This is a genomic window from Citrobacter sp. wls826, from assembly GCF_005281245.1.
GTDB lineage: Bacteria > Pseudomonadota > Gammaproteobacteria > Enterobacterales > Enterobacteriaceae > Citrobacter > Citrobacter braakii.
On the sequence record NZ_SZWS01000047.1, the window covers coordinates 31,539 to 34,027 of the forward strand.

Here is a 2,489-nt window from a genome sequence, read left to right on the forward strand (position 1 = left end):
TTATATGGAAATAAGCCATTCCTGGACGAAAATAAATTTGGATAATCTCGGTGTCTTAACCATGCAGGCAACCGTAACTGGCAATAGCCGGGTGGATGGCAAAGTGGGGACGGTTAATTTGAATTACACCCATGAGGAAAACGTCTTTACGCTATGGCGTAGTTTGCGTTTTGGCGACAATTTACAGGCATGGCTTGAACAAAATGCAGCGCTGCCGGAATCCCATTGCCCGGAAGGCAAGGAATGTGAGGAACAACAATGAAAACGATAGCTGCCATGCTGGGTCTGCTGGCTTCATCTCTGCTGATCGGCTGCACACCCAGAATCGAAGTGGCTGCGCCTAAAGAGCCGATCACTATTAATATGAACGTCAAAATCGAGCATGAGATCCATATTAAAGTCGATAAAGACGTTGAGAGCTTATTAAAATCGCGCAGCGATTTGTTCTGAGGTCACGATGAAAAAACAGCTTGCAGTGATCCTGGTGGCATTGAGTTTATTCAGTGGCAATGGGTGGGCATTGACCTTGAATGAAGCCAGATCCCAGGGGCGGGTGGGCGAAACGCTTAATGGTTATCTGGTGGCATTGCAAACCGACGCCGAAACGCAGGCGCTGGTGAGTGAGATTAATAAAGCACGCAGCGCCAGCTATCAGCAACTGGCTGAGAGCAATAACATTCCTCCAGATGAAGTGGCGAAAATGGCCGGACAAAAGCTGGTCGCTCGGGCTAAACCAGGGGAGTACGTCCAGGGCATCAATGGTAAGTGGTTGAGAAAATAATAAATTTTCTCTGCACACAACCAGAGAGGCACGACGCTGACTTATTCATCGACATCGCAATAGTTGCCACACGGCATCAAACTGAGGCTGATATAGTTCAACACCGGTCGCGTTGCGGAGTGAAATCATGTGGCTTTTCAAGTGGTATGTCTGGAATCGTTGGATATTCAAGCTGTTAAGCCGGGATGTTGCCGAGCCAGAACAATTTTTGCTGCATTGCTGGGAAGAGAATCTGGCGAAGTGCAGAGATTATGCAACCATCTGGCGTGATATTAACCGCATTCACGGCAAACAGGTGCAGGTAAAGAAGTAAATGCTGGAGAAACCCTCCCACCGGATGGTGAGAGGGTGAATTATCAGGCAGCGACGACGCTGTCGATAGCGGCTTTCGCATCGGACTGCGCTTTGGACGCCACTTCCGGGCCGTACGCAATGCCTTCAGCAAAGACGACGTTCACGTCGGTGATGCCAATAAAGCCCAGGAATACGTTCAGATACGGCGTGATCAGGTCGGTCGGCGTATCTTTATGGATACCACCACGGCTGGTCAACACGACTGCGCGTTTACCCGTCACCAGACCTTCCGGACCTTTCTCGGTATAACGGAAAGTCACACCTGCACGGGCAATCAGATCGAAATAGTTTTTCAACTGGGTTGGGATGTTGAAGTTATACATCGGCGCGGCGATAACAATCACATCATGCGCTTTCAGCTCAGCAATCAGCTCATCGGACAACGCCAGCGCTTCCTGCTGACGCGGTGTCAGCGGTGCATCGCTCGGGCGCAGCGCACCCACCAGTTCGCCATCCAGTACCGGAACAGGATTTGCAGCCAGGTCACGGACGGTGATTTCATCAGCGGAGTGCTTTTCACGCCACTGTTCAACAAAATAATCAGACAACTGACCAGACTGAGAGTACCCTGCCAGAATACTGGATTTAAGAACTAATACCTTGCTCATGGGTGTTTCCTTTTATGTGTTTGAAGGGGGAGTGCCCCGTTGCTTGTTGACACTTTATTCACAATCCTGTCGCAGTGATAGCGCAATATATCGAATCCTATGTTCGAAATTATTGAACAACACATGAAAAGCGCTGATGTGGTACTCTATACCTATCATCTAAAAGAGATTTAACCCGGCAGAGCACTGCCTTTTAACGCTATGACAGAACAACAAAAATTAACCTTCAACATGTTGCAGCAACAGCTGGATTCACTGATGCTGCGTGACAGACAGCGTTTTGCCCGCCGCCTGCATGGCGTGAAGAAGGTTAAAAATCCTGATGCACAACAGGCCATTTACCAGGAGATGGCAAAAGAGATTGATCACGCTGCAGGTAAAGTTGTGCTGCGTGAAGCCGCGCGTCCGGTCATCAGCTACCCGGAAAACCTGCCCGTCAGTCAGAAAAAACAGGATATTCTGGAAGCGATCCGCGATAACCAGGTGGTGATTGTCGCTGGGGAAACGGGATCAGGGAAAACCACTCAGTTACCCAAAATCTGTATGGAGCTCGGGCGCGGGGTAAAAGGGCTGATCGGCCATACCCAGCCGCGTCGTCTGGCGGCGCGTACCGTGGCGAACCGTATTGCAGAAGAGCTGCAAACCGAGCCGGGCGGTTGTATCGGTTATAAAGTCCGTTTTAGCGATCATGTATAGGCGAGGCGAAACAGGGTGACCTGATCTTCTACGCCAAATTACCCGCCAGA

General features: G+C 50.1%; 5 protein-coding genes and 1 pseudogene. 5 read left to right on the forward strand and 1 reads right to left on the reverse strand.

Going from position 1 to position 2,489, the window contains the following annotated elements; translation table 11 throughout:
- From FDW87_RS22265 to FDW87_RS10415, 4 genes are all read left to right on the forward strand, one after another.
- On the forward strand, positions 1 to 262 hold a 262-nt coding region (locus FDW87_RS22265; RefSeq protein WP_252363105.1), incomplete at its 5' end, for a YdbH domain-containing protein.
- Positions 259 to 450: a YnbE family lipoprotein gene (locus FDW87_RS10405; protein WP_016156612.1), complete on the forward strand. Its 192-nt coding sequence runs from the start codon at positions 259 to 261 to the stop codon at positions 448 to 450. The genes FDW87_RS22265 and FDW87_RS10405, both read left to right, overlap by 4 nt.
- 7 nt (positions 451 to 457) lie before the next feature.
- Positions 458 to 781 (forward strand): YdbL family protein, encoded by a 324-nt coding sequence (locus FDW87_RS10410; RefSeq protein WP_016156611.1) that lies wholly within the window; start codon positions 458 to 460, stop codon positions 779 to 781.
- Between the two features lie 127 nt (positions 782 to 908).
- Positions 909 to 1,094 carry a hypothetical protein gene (locus FDW87_RS10415; protein WP_016153181.1) on the forward strand — a complete coding sequence of 62 codons (186 nt, stop codon included), beginning with the start codon at positions 909 to 911 and terminating at the stop codon, positions 1,092 to 1,094.
- A 43-nt stretch (positions 1,095 to 1,137) separates the two neighbouring features.
- Here FDW87_RS10415 and azoR read toward each other — a convergent pair whose 3' ends face one another.
- Positions 1,138 to 1,743 (reverse strand): FMN-dependent NADH-azoreductase, encoded by a 606-nt coding sequence (gene azoR, locus FDW87_RS10420; RefSeq protein WP_006684422.1) that lies wholly within the window; start codon positions 1,741 to 1,743, stop codon positions 1,138 to 1,140.
- A gap of 201 nt (positions 1,744 to 1,944) precedes the next feature.
- Here azoR and FDW87_RS10425 point away from each other — a divergent pair.
- Positions 1,945 to 2,489: pseudogene (locus FDW87_RS10425) on the forward strand (ATP-dependent RNA helicase HrpA); the annotation flags it as partial.

What these genes read in the sequence shown, in the direction of transcription:
- azoR (WP_006684422.1), bottom strand. Translation starts at nt 1,743, where the DNA reads ATGAGCAAGGTATTAGTTCTTAAATCCAGTATTCTGGCAGGGTACTCT.
- FDW87_RS10415 (WP_016153181.1), top strand. Translation starts at nt 909, where the DNA reads ATGTGGCTTTTCAAGTGGTATGTCTGGAATCGTTGGATATTCAAGCTG.
- FDW87_RS10405 (WP_016156612.1), top strand. Translation starts at nt 259, where the DNA reads ATGAAAACGATAGCTGCCATGCTGGGTCTGCTGGCTTCATCTCTGCTG.
- FDW87_RS10410 (WP_016156611.1), top strand. Translation starts at nt 458, where the DNA reads ATGAAAAAACAGCTTGCAGTGATCCTGGTGGCATTGAGTTTATTCAGT.